The sequence below is a fragment of the Methyloglobulus sp. genome, assembly GCF_046714055.1.
Lineage (GTDB): Bacteria > Pseudomonadota > Gammaproteobacteria > Methylococcales > Methylomonadaceae > Methyloglobulus.
In genome coordinates, this window is sequence record NZ_JBKKBJ010000283.1 from 1 (window position 1) to 20,031 (window position 20,031).

General features: G+C 46.6%; 19 protein-coding genes and 1 pseudogene. 2 read left to right on the plus strand and 18 right to left on the minus strand.

Annotated elements, in window-relative coordinates; all coding sequences use genetic code 11:
• Nucleotides 1-474 precede the first annotated feature (474 nt).
• A complete protein-coding gene (gene argS, locus ACLQ6D_RS17215; protein ID WP_411728535.1) occupies nucleotides 475-2,235 on the plus strand; it encodes an arginine--tRNA ligase in 1,761 nt (586 codons plus the stop codon).
• Complete coding sequence (locus tag ACLQ6D_RS17220) at nucleotides 2,235-2,861, plus strand: SPOR domain-containing protein (RefSeq protein WP_411728536.1); 627 nt, start codon at nucleotides 2,235-2,237, stop codon at nucleotides 2,859-2,861. Before argS ends, ACLQ6D_RS17220 begins: the two co-directional genes overlap by 1 nt.
• Nucleotides 2,862-3,096: 235 nt before the next feature.
• On the opposite strand, the gene ACLQ6D_RS17225 is transcribed toward ACLQ6D_RS17220, so the two are convergent.
• The 18 genes and pseudogenes from ACLQ6D_RS17225 to rhuM all read right to left on the minus strand — a co-directional run bounded on the left by ACLQ6D_RS17225 (nucleotide 3,097) and on the right by rhuM (nucleotide 19,867).
• Nucleotides 3,097-3,564, minus strand: a complete 468-nt coding sequence (locus ACLQ6D_RS17225) for a DUF2269 family protein (RefSeq protein WP_411728537.1) — start codon at nucleotides 3,562-3,564, stop codon at nucleotides 3,097-3,099.
• A complete protein-coding gene (locus ACLQ6D_RS17230; protein ID WP_411728538.1) occupies nucleotides 3,561-3,950 on the minus strand; it encodes a DoxX-like family protein in 390 nt (129 codons plus the stop codon). Before ACLQ6D_RS17230 ends, ACLQ6D_RS17225 begins: the two co-directional genes overlap by 4 nt.
• Nucleotides 3,922-4,809 carry an NAD(P)H-binding protein gene (locus ACLQ6D_RS17235; protein WP_411728539.1) on the minus strand — a complete coding sequence of 296 codons (888 nt, stop codon included), beginning with the start codon at nucleotides 4,807-4,809 and terminating at the stop codon, nucleotides 3,922-3,924. The genes ACLQ6D_RS17230 and ACLQ6D_RS17235 overlap by 29 nt, the downstream gene beginning before the upstream one ends.
• Nucleotides 4,810-4,830: 21 nt before the next feature.
• Nucleotides 4,831-5,283 (minus strand): thiol-disulfide oxidoreductase DCC family protein, encoded by a 453-nt coding sequence (locus ACLQ6D_RS17240; protein ID WP_411728540.1) that lies wholly within the window; start codon nucleotides 5,281-5,283, stop codon nucleotides 4,831-4,833.
• Nucleotides 5,284-5,344: 61 nt separating this feature from the next.
• Complete coding sequence (locus ACLQ6D_RS17245) at nucleotides 5,345-5,872, minus strand: GbsR/MarR family transcriptional regulator (RefSeq protein ID WP_411728541.1); 528 nt, start codon at nucleotides 5,870-5,872, stop codon at nucleotides 5,345-5,347.
• Between the two features lie 128 nt (nucleotides 5,873-6,000).
• Nucleotides 6,001-9,063 (minus strand): transglycosylase domain-containing protein, encoded by a 3,063-nt coding sequence (locus tag ACLQ6D_RS17250; RefSeq protein WP_411728542.1) that lies wholly within the window; start codon nucleotides 9,061-9,063, stop codon nucleotides 6,001-6,003.
• A gap of 495 nt (nucleotides 9,064-9,558) precedes the next feature.
• Entirely contained in the window at nucleotides 9,559-11,013 is a 1,455-nt protein-coding gene (gene sbcB, locus ACLQ6D_RS17255; RefSeq protein WP_411728543.1) for an exodeoxyribonuclease I, read from the minus strand.
• Between the two features lie 29 nt (nucleotides 11,014-11,042).
• Complete coding sequence (gene nqrM / locus ACLQ6D_RS17260; protein WP_411728544.1) at nucleotides 11,043-11,222, minus strand: (Na+)-NQR maturation NqrM; 180 nt, start codon at nucleotides 11,220-11,222, stop codon at nucleotides 11,043-11,045.
• Nucleotides 11,223-11,349: 127 nt separating this feature from the next.
• Nucleotides 11,350-11,808, minus strand: coding sequence for an FAD:protein FMN transferase (locus ACLQ6D_RS17265; protein WP_411728545.1), 459 nt, complete (start codon nucleotides 11,806-11,808; stop codon nucleotides 11,350-11,352).
• Entirely contained in the window at nucleotides 11,805-12,263 is a 459-nt protein-coding gene (locus ACLQ6D_RS17270) for an FAD:protein FMN transferase (protein WP_411728546.1), read from the minus strand. The genes ACLQ6D_RS17265 and ACLQ6D_RS17270 overlap by 4 nt, the downstream gene beginning before the upstream one ends.
• A gap of 63 nt (nucleotides 12,264-12,326) precedes the next feature.
• Nucleotides 12,327-12,713: a DUF2845 domain-containing protein gene (locus ACLQ6D_RS17275; protein WP_411728547.1), complete on the minus strand. Its 387-nt coding sequence runs from the start codon at nucleotides 12,711-12,713 to the stop codon at nucleotides 12,327-12,329.
• Between the two features lie 209 nt (nucleotides 12,714-12,922).
• A complete protein-coding gene (nqrF, locus tag ACLQ6D_RS17280) occupies nucleotides 12,923-14,143 on the minus strand; it encodes an NADH:ubiquinone reductase (Na(+)-transporting) subunit F (RefSeq protein WP_411728548.1) in 1,221 nt (406 codons plus the stop codon).
• Nucleotides 14,144-14,154: 11 nt separating this feature from the next.
• A complete protein-coding gene (gene nqrE, locus ACLQ6D_RS17285) occupies nucleotides 14,155-14,763 on the minus strand; it encodes an NADH:ubiquinone reductase (Na(+)-transporting) subunit E (RefSeq protein WP_411728549.1) in 609 nt (202 codons plus the stop codon).
• Nucleotides 14,763-15,491 carry an NADH:ubiquinone reductase (Na(+)-transporting) subunit D gene (locus tag ACLQ6D_RS17290; RefSeq protein WP_411728550.1) on the minus strand — a complete coding sequence of 243 codons (729 nt, stop codon included), beginning with the start codon at nucleotides 15,489-15,491 and terminating at the stop codon, nucleotides 14,763-14,765. Before ACLQ6D_RS17290 ends, nqrE begins: the two co-directional genes overlap by 1 nt.
• Nucleotides 15,488-16,423 (minus strand): Na(+)-translocating NADH-quinone reductase subunit C, encoded by a 936-nt coding sequence (locus tag ACLQ6D_RS17295; RefSeq protein WP_411728551.1) that lies wholly within the window; start codon nucleotides 16,421-16,423, stop codon nucleotides 15,488-15,490. Before ACLQ6D_RS17295 ends, ACLQ6D_RS17290 begins: the two co-directional genes overlap by 4 nt.
• A complete protein-coding gene (locus tag ACLQ6D_RS17300) occupies nucleotides 16,416-17,615 on the minus strand; it encodes an NADH:ubiquinone reductase (Na(+)-transporting) subunit B (protein WP_411728552.1) in 1,200 nt (399 codons plus the stop codon). Before ACLQ6D_RS17300 ends, ACLQ6D_RS17295 begins: the two co-directional genes overlap by 8 nt.
• Entirely contained in the window at nucleotides 17,615-18,970 is a 1,356-nt protein-coding gene (locus tag ACLQ6D_RS17305) for a Na(+)-translocating NADH-quinone reductase subunit A (RefSeq protein ID WP_411728553.1), read from the minus strand. The genes ACLQ6D_RS17300 and ACLQ6D_RS17305 overlap by 1 nt, the downstream gene beginning before the upstream one ends.
• A gap of 241 nt (nucleotides 18,971-19,211) precedes the next feature.
• Nucleotides 19,212-19,867: pseudogene (rhuM, locus tag ACLQ6D_RS17310) on the minus strand (RhuM family protein).
• Between the last annotated feature and the right edge of the window lie 164 nt (nucleotides 19,868-20,031).

Below are 20,031 nucleotides of genomic sequence, written 5' to 3' on the forward strand. Positions count from 1 at the left end.
ATTACCGATATTCTGATGATAGAGGATTATATTTTGCTGCTGATTTTGCTGGCCCGAATGACGGCAGGGACTCCAGGCCGAGATATGATATTTTTCACCCAGTAACGGGCAAGTCTTGTAAAAAGCCCAGTAGGTTGGGTTAGGCTCGCAAATTGCCGACGGTTAAGCATCCCGGACGTTTGGGCGAGCCGTAACCCAACGCTCGACGATTGAATTGCCGCCCAATGTTGGGTTACGACGCACCCAATGGTATGTGGTCGCTTTGTCAATGTTGTCATGTGCGTCTTACCCAACCTGCAAGGCCGTAACGTGTGTAACTGCCTAGTTCACGCTCGCTGCGTGGAAACCAGAAAGTCCGCGCTACTATAATATCCCCAATTTTTTAGCCTTGGCGACTTTTGTCAGAATAGCTAATCAGGCCATTATCATGGATAATGCGCGGCTATTGTTTGAGTTAATCCACGCCGTAAAGTAATGAGAAAAAAGTTAGAGACACTTATCCAGCAAGCCGTTACAACCCTCAAAAAAGAGGGCGTTATCGCTGAGGACATTACCGTCAACATAACACTTGAGCGCAGCCGCGATGCGCAATATGGCGATTTTGCGTCCAATCTGGCGTTGATGCTGGCAAAGCCCACGAAATTAAATCCACGCCAGTTAGCAGAAAAAATAGTTGCCGCTTTGCCCGAGGATAGCGCTGTAAAAAAGGTGGAAATTGCAGGGCCAGGTTTCATCAATTTTTTTATTGATTCAAGCTCACAATCCGACATTGTCAAACAAATACACGAGCTAGGGCCGGATTTTGGCCGCAGCCAAATCGGTGCAGGCAAAAAGGTTCAGGTTGAATTTGTATCCGCCAATCCTACCGGCCCATTGCATGTCGGGCATGGTCGCGGCGCGGCGTATGGCTCGGTGGTTGCCGATCTCCTGGAAGCCGTTGGCTTTATTGTGCATAGGGAATATTATGTCAACGATGCCGGACGGCAGATGGACATCCTTGCCACCAGCATCTGGCTGAGATACTTGGAAGAATGCGGCGAACCTGTACGGTTTCCAGACAATGGTTATCGCGGCGATTATGTCAGCGATATTGCTCTGGACATTTATAGAAATGCCAAAAATGAGTATCGACGGCCTTTTGAGTTGGTGCTGGAAGATATTCCCAAAGATGAATCGCAAGGCGGTGATAAGGAAGCGCATATCGATGCCTTGATAGCCAGGGCTAAAACCTTACTGGGAACAGTGGCATACCGTGATGTTTTTCAGGTCGGCTTGAATAACATTCTTGAAGACATCAAAAATGATTTGCAGGAATTTGGCGTTGATTATCAGGAGTGGTTTTCAGAACAGCACTTGATGGATGATGGTTCGGTAGCAAAAGCACTGAAAAGATTACAAACTTCCGGCCATTTGTACGAAAAAGATGGCGCAACCTGGTTTGCCTCCAGCAAATTAGGCGATGAAAAAGACCGCGTGGTGCGTAGGGAGAACGGCCAATATACCTATTTTGCCTCCGATATCGCCTACCACATGAATAAACTGGACAGGGGGTTCGACCAGATCATCGACATTTGGGGTGCGGACCATCACGGTTATATCCCCCGGGTAAAGGCAGCCATTCAAGCCTTGGGCGCAGATGCCGCCAAGCTGAAAGTACTGCTGGTGCAATTTGCCACGCTGTATCGCGGCGACGAAAAAGTGCAAATGTCCACCCGCTCGGGTGAGTTTGTCACCTTACGGCAATTACGTGATGAAGTCGGAAAAGATGCCGCACGGTTTTTTTATGTCATGCGCCGGTCTGAACAGCATATTGATTTTGACTTGCAGTTGGCAACCTCAAAGACCAATGAGAATCCGGTGTTTTACGTGCAATATGCCCACGCCAGGGTTTGCAGCGTATTGCGGCAGTTAGTTGAGAAAGGCTGGGCCAGGGATATGCTGTCCGGCATGGAATCTCTCGATCAATTGACAGAAGAACATGAACTCAGCCTGTTAAGCACACTGGAACGCTATCCAGAAATGTTGGAACGCGCCGCGCTGACTCATGAGCCACACCAGTTGATTTTATATCTGCGTGAATTGGCGAACGATTTTCATACCTACTATAATGCACATCAGTTTCTTGTGGATGATGCCAAGATTCGTGATGCCAGGCTCAATCTGGTGAGCGCTGTCAAACAGGTATTGGCAAACGGCTTGAAACTGCTCAACATTAACACGCCTGAAACAATGTAATGGCCAGAGACTACAAACACCGTGCACACAGTCGAGACACCAGCAACCGCAGGCGTAACAGCCAGGAATCCAGCGGCGTAGGCTTGTTTAAATGGATGCTGATAACGGCATTGATTATCGGTTTTGCGGTGTTTTTGGTGTATTTAAAAAGCCCAGGATTGCAAAAAGCAACCACTTCACCTATAGCCCATGGCCAACCGTTGCCACCTGCAACTAAAACCGGCAAAGCTGAGACTAGCAATAAAGTGAACGCTGACCAGAAATCCAAGGACCAAAAACCACAACCGCCGCAATTCGATTTTTATACCATCTTGCCGAAAAAAGAAGTGGTGGTGCCGGATCACGAGATTAAGATCCGTACCCGTGAAGAGCATGTCGGGAAAAACAAGAAAACCAGCTATATCTTGCAAGCCGGTTCATTCACGAACTTCAAAGAAGCCGATCAATTAAAAGCAAAGCTGGCTTTGATGGGAATAGAATCCAAAATCCAGAAAGCGAAAGTGGAAAGCGTGATCTGGTATAGCGTCAAGATTGGCACCTACGGCCAAATGGGCAGCGTCAACAGCATCATGTCCAGACTACAAAAAAACGGCATGAAGCCAGTGATTATTGAGGTGGGTGGGTAAGCTCTGCGTTACCCCGCCGCTCGCAGGACGCATCCTTCCATACCAAGAACATCGGTTTAACGAAAGCCGGAGAGTGGGTGTGCAGTCTGTGTTTGTTGACCCAGATGGAGTTGGTGATGGCTTTGAATAACAATGGAGAGTTTATTCAATCATCCCCAAGGGCTTGCTGAACTAATGGGGTGTTATTCACGATTTAACTCCAATGATGGCGTGTTGCTGAGGCATCTTATAGCGCTTAGGCAGGTTTGAACACCATGAATCCATAAACGGCCAGCATCGATATGAAAGCAGGGTAGCCTAGCCATTCCCAGTAACGGGCATATTGCCAGTAACGTGCGGGAAGTGGCGTGTCACTGCTAAGGGCGATAGTTGCCATGTTAGACATACGAAGTTGTAGCCAGACAACTGGGAGCCAGCACACACCGGCTAAGGCATACAGGGAATAAGTCCACAATAACCAGTTCTGTGTCATGGGGTAGCCCGCCATTAATATCATGGCAAACCCCGTAAGCGGCTGAATAACAACTGCGGGTGTGGTGAACCAGAAATCGGCTTTTACGACCATTCGGGACACTTCTGCTATGGCCTGAGTGTTGCGTGTCCGATGGATGAAATACAGGTAGAAGGCACTGCCAAATCCCGTCCCGACCAGCAGCACGCTGGAAATAATATGTGTCCATTTCAGTATCAGGTAGGTATTCATTGCTGTATGCCTTCGTTTTTATAAAGTAACCAGAGTAATACAAGAATTGGAATATTTTTAAGTATTGGCCCGAAAGGGTGTAGCCAGAATTCAGGTAACCATATTGAAATGACCAGCGAGTAGATGAATATAAGAAGTGCCTGCACTGTCCATAAGGTTTTGCTGGGTGCGAATAGCGTCAGAAGACCTAATGCTATATCTGCCGTTGATCCCAGATAAAGTGCTGCCAGCGCCGGTGTACCCAGTATTCCGATACGGGCAAGCAAAGCTAAGCTGTCTTGTTGTGGATAGATGCCGAGTGACATTACGCCCGTTATGATCCAAACACCGGCTAAGCTATATCGTATTAGGCGAAATTCAGCGGTTTGCATTGGTTTTATCCGCATTAATAAAAGTCCGATAGCTTTTGGGTGTCCGCCTCAGTAACTGAATAAAATCACTGGCATCTCCCGTATTCCCCGCATTTAGCATGGTGAGGGTATCACTGCACAACGGGCTGGCAGGGATGAAATCGCCTACCCGTGCGGAAAGCCCAATAAGAAAGGAAGGAATACTGATATGTAAAGCTTTTGAATGTTGCAATTGTTGCCGGTAACTGTCCAACATGCCGCGCATGTCGGTTGCTTCTAAACCGACGGCGGCAACAGTTTGGCTGTGTGCGTTAGGATCTGCAAGCCAACGGTTGACGCCTTCGCAAATATCGTCGATATGAACCGGTTGCAGACGCTGCGCGCCGCCTGCGGGCAAGGTATGTACGGGTAAGCTCGCCTGTAACTTGAACATTTTTGCGCTGGCTCCATCGTCGCCGTAAATGACAGAAGGACGTAAAATTAGCCAGCGCATGGAGTCTGGAAGATCGTTAAGGTAAGCTTCCGGGGCACGGCGGGTTTGAAAATAGGGAGTTTCAATGCCCCTATCAATACCTAACGCGGATATTTGCACGATGCGTTTTACCCCAGCTTCTTTACACGCCGAAAATAAGGCGATAGGGGTCTGTTCAAGCAGGAGCTTCATGGGTTGTTTGGCGCTGTCACGCAACACGCCAACCGCATTGACAACCACATCGATCCCGGCGAGCCTGGGTAACCAGGTTTCCTTGGTATTATCTTTACAGTAATCTATCGCAATGTCATCTGGCTGTGACGGCTTACGAACGCCGCGGATAACTGTGTGTCCTGCCTGCCGTAAGGCTGTTGTTAAATGTCGGCCCACAAACCCGGTAGCACCACAGACTAATATTTTCATGATGTCCTCCTAATTTTCTACCTAACCATTGATTGAGCAACGGCCTTCGTTGCATAAACGGCTACGTTTTTCAGCTTGTCGCGCCGCATGTCGGCTCCAAAGGCCAAACAGGTGGGGCAAACCCATCCATGAGAGCGTGTAACGATGCCGGACAACCCAAGGATACAGGCGTTCTGCAATAGGGTATCCCCAAAGTTTGGCAATGGTAGCCATGCCCACGGTTTGGTAAATCACTTCAAACGCAGCGACACCGATAAGCCACTGGCCGTTGGCATCCTGGGCATGAAGGCGATTCATCATCGCAGTTTGGCTAATGTTGTTGGCCTTACAGACCGTATCATCGAAATCCGGCGCAGAGCAATCGATGAGAATCAGTTGGTTATCGGCGTCATGCAGCTTGATATTATGCATTTCGCTGTCACATAAACGGCATGAGGCATCAAAATAGATGGTCAGTGGATAAGTTGTGTTCATGATATATCCTGTAATTACAGTTTCTTCAGTTAAAAAAGAAACAATAAGATAAAAAATTGCATTACTTTATCAGGAACAATAGATCCTGAATTTTGTTCCCAAGTTTCATCATCTTCATCAAGGTCTTGGGTTCCAGTTTTAGCATTTGCTCTCCCCAGGTTGAAAGCGCTTCCATAAAGCCTAAAGCTTCCTTGATCCGTTGTTGCGCTTCGGTGTCTTCCTTGTCTAAATCGGGACTGGCGAGACAATCACGCAGCACACTGATAGTTGGGTCAAATTCCCGTTCCTTGCGTTCCTGCACGACAGTCTTAAACAACTGCAAGACATCGCTGGAAGTGGTGAAATGATCGCGCCGGTCGCCCATAATATGCACGACTTGTATCAAATTCCAGTTCTGCAATTCTTTTAAACTATTGCTGACGTTGGAACGCGCCACTCCTAACGTTTCGGTAATCTCATCCGCAGGCATGGGTTTGCCGATCAGGTAGAGCAGGGCATGGATTTGGGCAACCGTGCGGTTGACCCCCCATTTTGAGCCCATTTCACCCCAGTGAAGGATAAATCGTTCTGCGACAGGATTTAAAATCATGGCATTATTATACATATTCACTTATTTCTGTCAATACAGAAATAAGTGAATATTAATTGGCTTCTGGGTTCCGGCAATATGTCGGAACGGGAAGAAGGGATGTGTTGTGAATTGGCTGAAGATTCTTGCTAATCATTATGCTTGGTGGCGTTAGCCAGCCTTTCCCCTGAAGTTTTCTGAAAACTCTTTTCCTCCGCCACTCGGTTTAACAAAGGCGAAAGTGTGGGTTTAAGGTATTTGATAATCTGCACCGGCAATGAACTGGTAAAGTGGTAACGTCCAGCGTTAGGCCCTTCGACATAAGCCGTGATGACACCAAAAAAGCGGTCACCGAGGAAAAATGCGAAAGTGGCAGCACGGCTGATGAATTTTGACTCCAACAGTCGTCCCCGCTCACCCCATACTTGCTTGCGATGGTCGCCGGTTCCGGTTTTACCGCCGACGATTAAAGGTTTGCCATTACTGTCCGTATAAACGCTTCTCAGACGTGAGGCAGTTCCACCTTCAACGACGCCAGCAAGAGCACCGCGTGCTACCTGGGCAACTTCTGCCGGGAAAATGCGCTGACCCTGTTCCGGAAGCTTATTCAGTATTGTTTCATAAGGCGTTGCCGAGGCGAATTGTAGGCTGTCGAAACGGGTAGCAGGAAGCCTCACCCCGTCATTTTGTAACACACCCATCAATTCAGCGAGGGCAGCGGGACGGTCTCCTGAAGCGCCGATGGAAGTCGCATACGAGGAGGTTAATTTGCTAAATGGATAGCCCACGCGCTGCCATGCCTTGTGAATTTCCTTGAAAGCTTCTTCTTCCAGCAAGGTCATGATGCGCCGTTGCTGGGAGTTTTTCCGTTTGCTTTTGAGTAGCCATCGGTAGACTTCCAGGCGTTGTTCGTAACTGGCTGCCAGAATATTCTCTAAGGGCGCGTTGGGGTGTGTAGTCAAATACCGCACCAGCCATAACTCCAGAGGATGGACTTTGGTGATGTACCCTTGATCTTGTAAATCAAAATTATCAATGGAATATTTGTCATACAGGCCGTAAATATCTTCATTAACTAAATCCGTGCCCTTTACATGGGATTTCAGAAAGAGATAAAACTGATTTTCATCATTATTCGGGTAGATAGACCTATAAAGCATGGAAAAGCGCGAAACCTTAGGCTGCACTTTTTCGGTCAGCAATTGCATGGCTTCTTCGGGAGATTTACCCTGGTACTTGACATAAAACCGCCGTAAATAGACGCGGCCTTCATGATCGGCAAAGCGTTCCAGATATTCCTTGCGTCTGGGATCGGCTGGATCGTCAAGCCAACGCGCTATGCCGTCCGGTTTGTACAGGTGATGATAGGCAACATCCCGCATCAGGCGGATAAACACCAGGTTAGTCGAATCCCGCAAGGCATGGCGCACCGACATAATCTTGCTGTTTTCGGATTTATCGAAGTTATTAAAATGATGCAAGCCGCCGCCAGTATAAAAATATTCATACGGGCTTGCAGAATATTTCCTATCCAGCGCTTCATTCAGCAAATCTTCAAGACCTATATCGCCTTTTGTTTTCAGTTGCTCGATAACCCAGGCCGATAAATAATCGCGGGGATGTAGGGCAATTTGCCTAAGTTCTTCGGGAGCGCGGCCTTGGTAATGCTGGTAAATTTCGGTAATCAGCTCCAAATAATGCACCATCGTGCGCATTTTTGCGGTTGAGCCGAGATCCAGGCGGATGCCTTCGTTGATGTCCAGAGGCTGGTCAAAGCTATCCGTTTGTACCCTTAACAGATTCCCTATCGGATTTTTTTCGAATAACATCAAGCTATAGATAATAGGCGCTAAGTCTATATTGCCATCCAGCATCCGATGCCCAAAAATGCCTGCGGCATGGGCTAGTTCGGGATTGCTCAAACCATGAAGGGCTTTGCTGATAGCTTGCTGTAGATTGTAATCGAGTGTCGTTTTTACCGTTAAATCCAAGCGATCCAATTCATAATTCGATTTAATGCCCAGCGTTTTGGCAAGACGGGTTCGCAAAATGGATTGTGTTTTCTTTTCCGCCATAAATTTGGCTTGGTTCAGCACTGATGTGACCGGCTTTACATTGGTTACCTTGAGCGCAGCATCACGCAATGACGTAGTGATAAAGCCTTGCTTCACCATTAGCCGTAGATAACTGTCGGTCAGTTCTTGCAGTGTTGCGTAACCCTTGCCCAGAAGGTACGAAGGCCGCCTTTGTGACAACAAGGTAGTCAGCACTTGCCGAAAGGCGGTTGCCTGCTGCGGACTAATCTGTTCATGTGACTTAAAAGCTTTTGGGCTGAGTAGCATATTGACTTCATTGAAATCGGCGCCAAACCACGCGGCCAAGCCATCACCCAGGCCATGGACTTCACCTGATTTTGGGGTGGCGGACAGTGGCATAGAGTTGAAGTAAGCGAGGACGATTTGCTGACGCATCTCGCGCGTATCTGGCCCCAACATATACGCGCGGATGGATGCGCTTGCCATCTGGCGAACCTTGTCGCTGATCGAATTGGTATAGCCATTGGAAGAATGCCGATATTTTTCAATTTGTGTCGCCAGGGTGCTGCCACCAGGAACGCTATCGGCAATGCCCAGCTTGTGGGCCATCATTTGCAGGGTGGCAAAGCCGAAGCGATCCCATTCAATGGCAGGATTCAGGGTTGGATTTCGGTCATCAAGTAATTCCTTGTTTTCAATAAACAGCAGCGTTTGCAGGATTAAAGGTGGGATCGCTTGAAAATTAGGGTAGCCACGGCTCGGATAAACAGCACTAAAAATGACTTTGTCAGCGTGGTCAACAATGCTTAAACCAGCCCTGGTTTTTTCTTGATAGATGGGGAATAGCCCATAACTGGCTAATTTGTCCATCATTGGTGAGGACGATGCCTGGGCGGTTATATTGAATCCGGTTTTCTCCAGACGGCCAATAGAGTCTGGGATGAGTGTATAACCCAAGCGTTGGTCATAAGGCCCATAATTTGGATAGCGGATGGATTTGCTAGGCCCAGGATTAAGGTTAAAACTTAATTGCTTGGCAATTTCAGAGAGGCAACGCGCTTGATACTTTGAGGTTGTAATTTCTTGCTGGATTATTTTGGTTATAACAGCAATGACAAGGATTACGACGACAATAATATATCCCGTTAAAAACCGGTGGAGAGCTTGTTTATTCATTTGCGTAAACTGTGATGCCTGCGGAACTTACCGGGATAACTTTATCAATTGCTGATGCCTGAAAATCTTGATCTAGTAGGCATAACATGTCCTGAACAAACTTAAAGTGCACGTTATGCAAATGTTTTCGGCCTTACAGAAAGTTTGTTATGAGGAGGCTCTCTTAGCCTGGAAAGATTCGCATATCATTATAGCAAACAACACAACTCTTGAATGCGTTAGTGCTTTCCAATTTAATTCCTGTGAAGTCCATAAACGGAATAGTGCAGCGTAACGCCGGATTTTGTGCCACGATCCATGCGGTGCATTAAGCAAGGCTAAAGCTCCCTACCTCGACTTTCTTATGCGGGGTACGCAGTGAACATTTCGGCGCTGCCGCTATTTGAACCCTACGGAGAAACGCTGCGGGCTGGGCAACATGCCCCATCCAGCTTTGAGTATCATATCTGAAGCATTATATCTCGATTAAGTTTGGATTATTGTTGATTATATTTGTCACTCGATTGATCCTAAGCCGTGCATTTTCTCCAAAGCAAAATCTTCCAATTCCTTGAAAAAGCTCTCATTACCAGAAATTTCTTCACGCAACCTGGACAACTGGCAAAAAAATTCATCAAGCGTGATGCCTCCGCCTTGCTGGTGTCTGGTTATTCGATCTGCACAAAACTCCCGCCATTTGGAAGTTTCTTCGGGTTGCAGCAATTCTGGGTAGTTACGCGCCCGGTATCTAAATAGCATTTCTGCCAATCGGGGATCGGTAAAGCTAGGCTTAAAATTGGCTAACTGGCCTGGAGGCGTGTTCCTGATTTTCGCCATTTTTTGTTTATCTGAATCCGAAAAAAATCCGCCGCTGTAAATAGCAAGATCGGGATCGGTTTCTTGTCCGGATTCTGCAAAATCATTTTTGGCAAAAACTGCTGCAATTTTTTCTGCCAAGCCTTGAATCGCTTTGATTTTGTCGATATTTGCATAACACGTTGCCAGGTCTATGTTCAATCGTTGCTGATCGTCTGGTTTAAGTACGGACACTGGCGCTAACACCGGACATTTGTTGATGTGTACGGTTTTAAGTGGAATTCTTTCCAAACCTTCCGGCAAATCCGCTGTGGCAGTAAAAATTCTTTGACGGATATCTTCTATTGATAGGGAAATCAGGGGGTCAGGATCAATAGAAAGGTCATACACGATGATCCCGTTGGCATTAACCGGATGCTTGCAAATTGGCAACACAACCGCCAAACAATGGTTAAGGCTGGAATATCTGCCTGATACATGCACCACAGGCTTGAAACTGCCGAACTGGAGTAGTTTGAGGGCTTCGGTTTTTGCCTTGTGTTGCCATAAAAATTGATATAGCTTAAGTTGGACGGTTTTGATTAATTTGGCTAACGCTATCGTGGCAGTGACATCCGATAGCGCATCATGCGCGGCTTCGTGGGCAATCCCATTGGCTTTGGTCAGTGCTTCAAGTTTAAAACTGGGGCGGCCTTCTGCATCGACCGGCCATGTTATCCCATCAGGCCGTAAGGCTTTGGTTGCCCTGACGATGTCAATTAAATCCCAACGGGAATTGCCGTTTTGCCATTCTCGTGCGTAAGGATCGTAAAAGTTACGATAAAGGCACAAGCGGGTAAATTCATCATCGAACCGGATGGAGTTGTAACCCAGGCTACAAGTGTTGGGTTGGGCAAGTTGCTCGTGGATGAGGCGGCAAAATTCGGCTTCGATTACGCCTTTGGATTCAGCAAGTTGTGGGCTGATGCCTGTGAGCAAACAGGCTTCGGGATGGGGTAAGTAATCGGCAGGAGGTTTGCAGTAGACGACGTAGGGATTGTCAATAATATTGAAATCAACATCGGTACGCACTCCGGCAAATTGCGAGGGCCTGTCGCGCCGGGGATCAATACCGAAAGTTTCGTAATCGTGCCAGTAAAGACTAGCTTCTGTCACAAGCAACTATTGCGTACTTTTATCTGCACCTAAACTTGGCCTTCGGCTTCCATTTTTTTGCGTTTTTCACATTTTTCCACACAGACGCAACTGCCCGTGTTCAAGCCACCGCAGGAACCTTTGATGGCGCGTCGCCCAAACATGACACCGACTGCCATGAGTGCAATCACAATCAACATCAACGCAAATGTCGCTAAAAAGTAATTCATTTCGTCACCTTTGTACTTTCGGCAAAGGCGGTTGACATTTTTTCGTCAAAGCCCTTGTCGGAATTAATAATAAAAAACGCCGCGATATGGTTTTGCTCTGCAAATTGGTAACCTTCATCGGGGCCCATCACCATAATCGCGGAGCCAAACCATCGGCTTCCATGGATGTATCACTTAAGATGGTGATGGATGCCAGCTTATGGGTAATCGGTCGCCCTGTCCTTGGGTCAATAGTATGGGAAAAACGTACGCCTCCCACCTCGAAATAATTCCTGTAATCGCCGGATGTCGCCATACCAGTATCGGTTATCGCCAGCACTTTTTCAATCATCCTTTTTTCGGCGGTCGGTTTTTCAACGGCTATTTGCCAAGGTTGACCTTTTTTGTTTTTCCCTTTCACCCTGATCTCGCCGCCTATCTCGACCATATAATCCATTAACCCTAAGCGCTCCAACAATAAGGCCACTTGGTCTACGCCATAACCTTTGGCGATACCCGATAAATCCACATAAAGACCGGGGATGTCTTTTTTGACAAACAGGCCACCATCCTTGAGCTTTAGACGGCTATAGCCGATTTGGTTCAACCGATCTTTGATGACAGCCTCATCAGGGGAGATAAGGTCATTTCATCAGGGCCGAATCCCCACAGGTTTACCAAAGGCCCGACAGTGACATCAAATAAACCGTTTGATAACTGACTAATTTTTATTGATTCTTTGAGGACTTCGTAAAACTCAGGCGAAACAGGTAGCCAGTCAGTCGAAGTGTTCCGGTTGAACAAGGACAGTTCCGAGTCTTTTTGGTACGTGGACATTTGCCCGTTGATTTTATCAAGCAAATCCTTGACTTGGCGGCTGATTTCCTTGGGTGTGAGCGAATCAGGTAACTTGCTTGCCTTGATGTTGTAGCTGGTGCCCATCGTCATCCCGACGGCATTGTACGGGTAATCTTGCGGCTTTTGTTCTGCTTTCTTGTCACAAGCGGACAAAAGAAAAATCAGGAACAGGCTACTGAAATAATATTTAGTTGTTGGTAACACGCTTTAATTCAACCTTAATACTGAGCTTTGGTAAGTGGCACTCTTGTAATTAATAATCTTCCGCTATCTACGCCGACTTCTACCCAGACTTTCAACTTCTTTTAGCCGACCATTTTCAAAGCGCAATAATTTCCGTAACCGCGCACTACCAAAGTTATATATCCATTCTTCGACCAAGACTTCAACTTCCTGATAATGATTTTGACCGTAATTAAAAGCATTATTGGGAAATCGCTGATGACCGTTGAAATTGTACTGTGTAGCATCAGCACGGTTCTCATTACCCCGCCTTACGTAATGTGAATCTATGTAATCGGGTTCTCCGCAGATGTCATAAACATAGCCTTTATAATCGCCGGGCTGGACTAAGGAATGACCGCATCTTAACGCAAACAGCGGTGTTGAAAACAATAAACAGCTCGTAAAAAAAATCCAGTTCAGTCGATACATATCAATCACCCGTGCCTAATTCTCTCAGATTAAGGCCAGTACACAACCGCCCTTATTTATTGCCACAAAGCATAATGTAACTTTGGCAAGATGAATAAAGGCTGAACTGAGCACCGACATTCCACCAAGAAAAAAGCCCTGTACGGAGTGCAGGGCTTTTCTTTAGATTAAGCTAAGGCGGGCAAACCGCTAAATTAGCGAGTACAATCTTATCCACCAAAATCATCCAGCATAATGTTCTCAGGCTCCACACCATTATCGAGTAACATCTTGATGACGGAGGTGTTCATCATGGGGGGCCCACACAAATAATATTCACAATCTTCGGGCGCTGGATGGCTTTTCAGGTAATTTTCATACAGGACGTTATGGATAAAACCCGTATAACCTTTCCAATTGTCTTCAGGCAAGGCATCTGACAGGCCGACATGCCAAGTGAAATTGGGGTTTTCCTTAGCCAACATATCGAAGTCCTCAACATAGAACATTTCACGTTTGTTGCGTGCCCCGTACCAGAATGTCATTTTCCGCTTGGACTTGATCCTGCGTAATTGGTCAAAAATATGCGACCGCATAGGTGCCATCCCGGCACCGCCGCCGACGAATATCATTTCGGCATTCGTTTCTTTGGCGAAAAATTCACCATAAGGGCCTGAAATAATACATTTATCGCCGGGTTTCAGATCAAAAATATAGGACGACATTATCCCCGGCGGTACGCTTTCATCGGCACGAGGCGGCGGTGTCGCTATCCGCACGTTCAGCAGGATTTCTTTTTCTTCAGGATAACTCGCCATTGAGTAAGCACGTAGCGTCGGCTCTTTCACCGTGGATACATAATTCCATAAATTATATTTGTCCCAATCGTCACGATACTCTTCTTCGACATCGAAATCAGTAAACTTGGCAACATGCGGTGGGCATTCGATCTGAACGAAACCGCCGGCACGATAGTTAATGGCTTCGCCTTTGGGCAATTCCAATACCAGTTCTTTGATGAATGTTGCCACGTTATGGTTGGATTTAACGGTACATTCCCACTTTTTGATGCCAAACACTTCATCTTCGACTTCAATGTCCATATTGTGTTTTACGGACACTTGGCAAGAAAGCCGTTCTCCTTGAGCGGCTTCGCGTTTGGTTATGTAACTCAACTCAGTAGGCAGGATTTCACCACCGCCGGAATGAATCTTCACTTTACACTGCCCACACGTACCGCCACCGCCACACGCAGATGAAACAAACAGGCCGTTATCGGCCAAGGCTGCCAATAATTTAGAGCCCACAGGCACATGAATTTTCTTTTCATGATTGATCAAAATTTCCACATCACCTGCAGCGACCAATTTACTTTTGGCGCCAATAATACCGAATACCAGCGCAATCACGATCCCCGTGAAAATAATAATCCCTAATAAAATTTCCAGCATGTCTTACCTTCTTAAAGTTGGATTCCAGAGAAAGCCATGAAGCCAAGCGACATCAGGCCTGCAGTGATAAAAGTAATACCTAAGCCTTGTAAGCCAGCTGGAATATCGCTGTATTTAAGTTTTTCCCGCACACCGGCCATTACGGTAATCGCCAACGCCCAACCAAAGCCGCTTCCAACTCCATAAACAACGCTTTCGCCAAAGTTATAATCACGTTCAATCATGAACAGGCTACCACCCAAGATGGCGCAGTTAACGGTAATTAAGGGCAGGAATATTCCCAACGCAAAATATAAGGCAGGGAAGAATTTATCCAGGACCATTTCTAAAATTTGCACCAACGCGCCGATAATACCGATACAGCTTAGCAATGCCAAAAAGCTCAAATCAACGCCAGTAATCCCCATCCATGCCAAAGCATCTTCTTTTAATAAGGCATGATAGACAAAATTATTAGCCGGAACGGTAATCGCCTGCACAACCATCACAGCAACGCCTAAACCCATTGCTGTGGAAATCTTCTTGGAAACGGCAATAAAGGTACACATCCCCAAAAAGAAGGACAGCGCCAGATTTTCAATAAAAACGGCTTTAACAAATAAACTGATGTAGCCTTCCATTAGTGATGCACTCCTTCGCCATGCGATGACGCATCGTCACCATGTGCGATCGACATGATTTTAAAATCAACCGCTTCATTCTGTTCAGGCTTCCATTGGCGTACCGCCCAGATAATCAGTCCGATAATAAAAAATGCGCTAGGTGGCAATAGCATCAGACCATTCGGGTCGTACCAGCCACCATCTTTAGCGAGTTTAAAAACTTCGTAACCCAACAGTTTGCCAGAACCCAATGTCTCCCTGAAAAATGCCACGATAATCAATATCAAACTATAACCCGCACCGTTACCAATGCCATCTATGAAACTTTCCAGGGGCGGATTTTGCATCGCATAACCTTCGGCGCGACCCATAACAATACAGTTGGTGATAATCAAGCCCACGAAAACCGATAATTGTTTGCTCACATCGTAAGCGACGGCTTTCAATATTTGATCGACGACGATAACCAATGAAGCAATAATAGTCATCTGCACAATAATGCGAATGCTGCCCGGTATGTGCTTTCTAATGGCGCTAATCGCTGCGCTGGAAAATGCAGTCACCAATGTCAAGGCTAGCGCCATAATCAAGGAGGTTGACATCTGAGATGTCACCGCCAAGGCAGAGCAGATACCTAAAACCTGTAAGGTAATGGGGTTATTATTGACTAAGGGGTCAATTATGACCTTCTTAGTCTCATCATTTAATATCGCATTTTTCAGTTCATCGCCTAATACTGCACTCATGACTTAGCCCTCTTAACCGTTCTTACTTTATTTAAATAACGAGCAAAACCTTCTTTGCCCGTCCAGTATCTGACCAAATTAGTGACACCGGTACTGGTTATTGTTGCGCCAGCCAAACCATCAACCTGGTATTGCGAACCCGGTTTGTCATTGTCCACAACGCCTTTAATCAAGGCCAGAGCTGGTTCGCCAATATCCGCGTCCTCAATTGAACCCTTGACTTGGGAAGGCTGATCGATCTCAGCATACACCTTTTTGCCTTTCCAAAGTGCGCGCCACTTAGGATTAACAACCTCGCCACCCAAACCTGGGGTTTCCTTCTGGTCATAAAAATTGATGCTTTGTACCGTTTGTCCGTCAGCGTCTACAGACAGGAAACCATAAAGCGTTGACCACAAACCATAACCGCTGACCGGCAAGATAATTGACCTGATTTTGCCGTCCTCCTTAACCAGGAAAACCTTGGCTAGCTTGGCTTTTATCCTGATGTGGGCAATATCTTTGTCTTTAGGAATGGCAACACTCTGAGCCGGGTCTTTAGCCGCTTTACGTTGGTCGTATTCATCAGCATTGATATTTTCGACATAATCGCCCGTCTCCAAATTGACTATTTTAGCTTCTATTCGTTCCCCGAAAGCAGCATCAATATCGGTATCATCTTCCATCAAACCTGCGACTTCAAGAATATTCTTTTTCATGTCCAGGTTTTTGTTGTAAACCTGCAAAGGCTTCAAGGCAACCGCACCAAAGGAAACCAGCACCGCACACACTAAACAAAGTGCGACTGCAATCGCAATGGTTTTTTCCAGGCTATCATTGCCCATAGCCAGGACTTTTTCTTTGTAAACCAGGAATTTTTGATAATGTTTACAATTATCCAGCGCAGCACAGAATTTTACGTAATGCCCGCTTTTCTTGATGACCTTAAGCATGACGTTTCATCCTTCTTCTGATATTGGCTTGTATAACAAAGTAGTCAATAGTGGGCGCAAACATATTGGAAAACAGGATAGCCAGCATAATCCCTTCTGGAAAAGCCGGATTGACCACCCTGATGAGTACCGTCATAATCCCAATCAGCGCCCCATATATCCAGCGCCCCGTATTGGTCATTGCGCCGCTGACAGGTTCGGTTGCCATATAGACCATACCGAATGCGAATCCGCCCATCGTCAAATGCCAATACCAAGGTATAGCAAACATTGGGTTATCACTGCCGATCACGTTAAATAACAGCGATGTCGCCACCATGCCAAGAAAAACGCCAGCCATGATGCGATAAGAAGCAATGCGGGTATAAAGCAGGAACGCCCCGCCTAACAAACAGGCAAGTGTTGAAGTTTCGCCAAGGCAGCCCGGCTCAAAACCGAGAAACGACTGGAACCAAGTGTAATTTCCGGCATAAACTGCTTCAAGCCCACCGTTTGCGGCCAAGGCCAATGGTGTCGCGGCCGTAAAACCATCGACGGCTACCCAGACAGAATCCCCGGTGATGGAAGCAGGATAAGCAAAATACAGGAATGCCCGTCCGGTTAACGCCGGGTTAAGGAAGTTTTTGCCAGTGCCACCGAACACTTCCTTGCCAATGACGATTCCGAATGATATGCCCAATGCCACCTGCCATAAGGGCATATCGGGCGGCATAATCAATGTATAAAGCATAGACGATACGAGGAAGCCTTCGTTGACTTCATGCCCGCGTACCGTCGCAAACAGCACTTCCCAGACACCACCAACCGCCAAAGTGACGATATAAATCGGGAAAAAATACAACGCCCCGTGGATCAGGTTTGAAAATGGGTTCACGGTGCTATAGCCGAACAATGACATGAACATGCCACGCCAGTTTGCTATTTCTTTCACGCCCATGACTTCCATCGCATGGTTGGCCTGATAACCGGTGTTATACATCGCCATCAGCACACAGAAAAAAGTCGCTATGACCACAAAAGTCATCGTCCGTTTCAGGTCATTGCCATCCCGTACATGGGTAGCGCCGTGCGTTACATCGGCTGGAGTGTAGATGAAAGTATCCACCATCTCGTACAATCCGAAATATTTTTCGAGTTTTCCGCCTCTTGTAAAATGCGGCTCAAGCCTGTCTAAAAAATCTCTAGCCGACATTACCCTTCCTTCTCAATTTTAGTTAAATTCGCTCTCAGTACCGGACCGAAATCATGCTTTCCAGGATCCACGAATGTAAACAAAGACACGTCTTCCTCATCCAGTTCAAGGCAGCCCAGCAACTGGGCCTGATCGGTATCGCCAATCACCATGGATTTGAGCAACGGTGTCGGCAATATATCCATGGGCATGACTGTCTCATAGACACCCACTGGAACAATCGCCCTGTTACTGCCATTCTTATCGGTAGTTAGCGGGAATTTTCGGTTAGCTTTGCGATCCTGACGGCTTTTTATATACACATCCAACGCGGAATACTTGTCTTTACCTGGCACAATCCAGCCAAAAAGCTCCCGGGCGCGCCCTTCCTGCAAAGCTGAAATCTGGAGATGGTAGCAACCCAGATAGGCCGCCCACTCCGTTGCCTGATGACCATACAAGACAGAACCTGAAATCACCCGGTTTTCAACGTCAGCCAGTTCACCGGCGACTAAATCATCTGTATTGGCACCAACTCGGGTACGAATTAATCTCGGTTTCATTACCGTAGGGCCCGCCAGTGAAATGACCCGCTCAACATTAAGCTTGCCGGTGGTGAACAACGCACCTATCGCCATGACAGCCTGATAATCAACATACCAGACAAATTTGTCTGCATTGACCGGATCAATAAAATGAATATGTGTGCTAGGCAATCCCGCAGGGTGGGGGCCTACAAACTCAGCGACATCAACTGAACTGTTGCTCCCTGTTGGAATCTCCGCCCCTTTTGCCTTGCAGACGTAAGTTTTTCCTTCGCTTAATCTAGCCAAAACAGCCAAACCATTTGCGAAATCTTTGCTGCGGTCTTTGATAATAATGGCAGGGTCAGCCGCCAACGGGCGGGTATCCATCGCCGTCACGAAAATAGATTTCGGTTTACTGTCAACCGCTGGAATTTTTCCATAAGGCCGCGTCCGTAACGATGTCCATAAACCGGATTTCAACAGATTGGCTTTTACCTTTTCAGCATCTAGCTTGGATAAGTCGGCTTCCTTATATTTATCGAATGAAACCTGCTCCGTTCCAGTGAGTTCGACAACGACGGATTGCAAAATGCGTTTCTCACCGCGATTGATGTTTTTGACGACACCCGCGCCAGGCGAAGTGAACACAACTCCGGGATTTTTTTTGTCCTCAAAAAGGATTTGCCCTAGCTTGACCACATCCCCTTCATTGACCATCATCGTAGGTTTCATCCCTACGTAGTCCATCCCCAGAATCGCAACAGATTTACCTTTGTTGCCATTCTCAATAACTTGTTTAGGTTCGCCCGTTATCGGTATGTCCAAACCTTTTTTAATAAGAAATTGCATTTTGATAAGCCCGCTCTCCAGACGCGTTGCAACGAAACCATTCCTGAGCTAATTCGACCTAGCTAGGCCCTATACCTACAAATATAAATCATTTGCATTACACCACAAAAACTTCATTTCCTCAACCAGGGACGAGGCGAAAACACTCAACTTAAGCAGCCTTGACTCGGCTTTGTCCTGTCTTGCCACTGCTTTAAAAATTAAGGCCGTTTGCTCGAATGGCGATAGCTTGCTGCAGAATTTATCCACTCGCGCGGCCTTCATTGTCAAGCAAATAATTTTTAGTTATCGAAACATCACTTATCAAGATTTTACCGCTAGGGGAATTTTTCCAAGTTTGCAGCCCCATATTGGGCAGGTCAGCATTGGCGCGGCTTTGAATGAGTTCGGGGCAGTTTTGCCCGTGATTGCCCATTCCAACTTGTTTTGTACCGTTTGATAAAAAGTCTTGGTCTGTTCGTCATTGACAGAATAATCAATGCTGCATTCTTTATAAAGATTGGTAATTTTCTGATAGAACCGCCGCTCACTGGCACGGATTTCCCGAATCCGCTCCAGCAATTCATTAAAATAATCAATGCCAAAACGCTTGCCTTGTTTGAGCCGTTCGTCATCCAGCACAAAGCCCTTGACGATAAATTCTTTCAGCGTTGCCGTTGCCCATATACGAAATTGGGTAGCATGGTGGCTATTGACTCGATAACCGACGGCAATAATCGCGTCGAGATTGTAAAAATCAATCTCCCGATTGACTTCACGATTGCCTTCACGATTGCCTTCCTGTTGAACTACTCGAAATTTTCGAGTAGTTGCCTCTGCCACCAACTCACCGCTTTGATAGATTTCTTTAAGATGGTAAGTGACTGTATGGCTTTCAACATCAAACAATTCAGCCATTTTCTTCTGGCTAAGCCAAAATGTTTCGTCTTCATAAATAATACCAATCACAGTAAGTTTTCTTATCAATAGTATGGGGTTATAATTCCACTTTAAAGTAAAACCTAAAGATGGGAGGCACCTATCGCCCGACCAAGACGATTACCCGAAGCGCTGCAGGCGTA